The sequence below is a fragment of the Halorubrum sp. SS7 genome, from assembly GCF_005435055.1.
Lineage (GTDB): Archaea > Halobacteriota > Halobacteria > Halobacteriales > Haloferacaceae > Halorubrum > Halorubrum salinarum.
In genome coordinates, this window is sequence record NZ_SGXV01000471.1 from 1 (window position 1) to 322 (window position 322).

1 pseudogene is annotated in these 322 nt (G+C 67.1%); it reads right to left on the minus strand.

The features are described 5' to 3' along the window. Positions 1–322: pseudogene (locus EXE44_RS18830) on the minus strand (sucrose-6-phosphate hydrolase); the annotation flags it as partial.

A 322-nucleotide genomic window follows, 5' to 3' on the forward strand; every position in this document is an offset into this window, starting at 1 on the left:
TCCGGACCAGCCGGCGTCCCACTGAGCGGCCGTCCCGCGTGTTTCCGGAAGCCACCCCCAGGTCAGATACCGATCGCCGTCCCGGAGCGACTGCGGGGCGTAGAAATCGCCGTGGTCGAGCACGCCCCGGTGGGCGACGTCGAACTCCCCGTCGTCGACCCCACCGATGAAATACACGACGTCCTCGTAGTTGGAGACGTGGAGGAGGGATCGATCGCCGAGATCCAACAGTTCCGGACACTCCCAGACGGCCCCGTGGCCGTCGTCACCGGTCAGCAGGGGGCCTCTGTACTCCCATTCGCGGAGATCCGGTGAGGCGTAC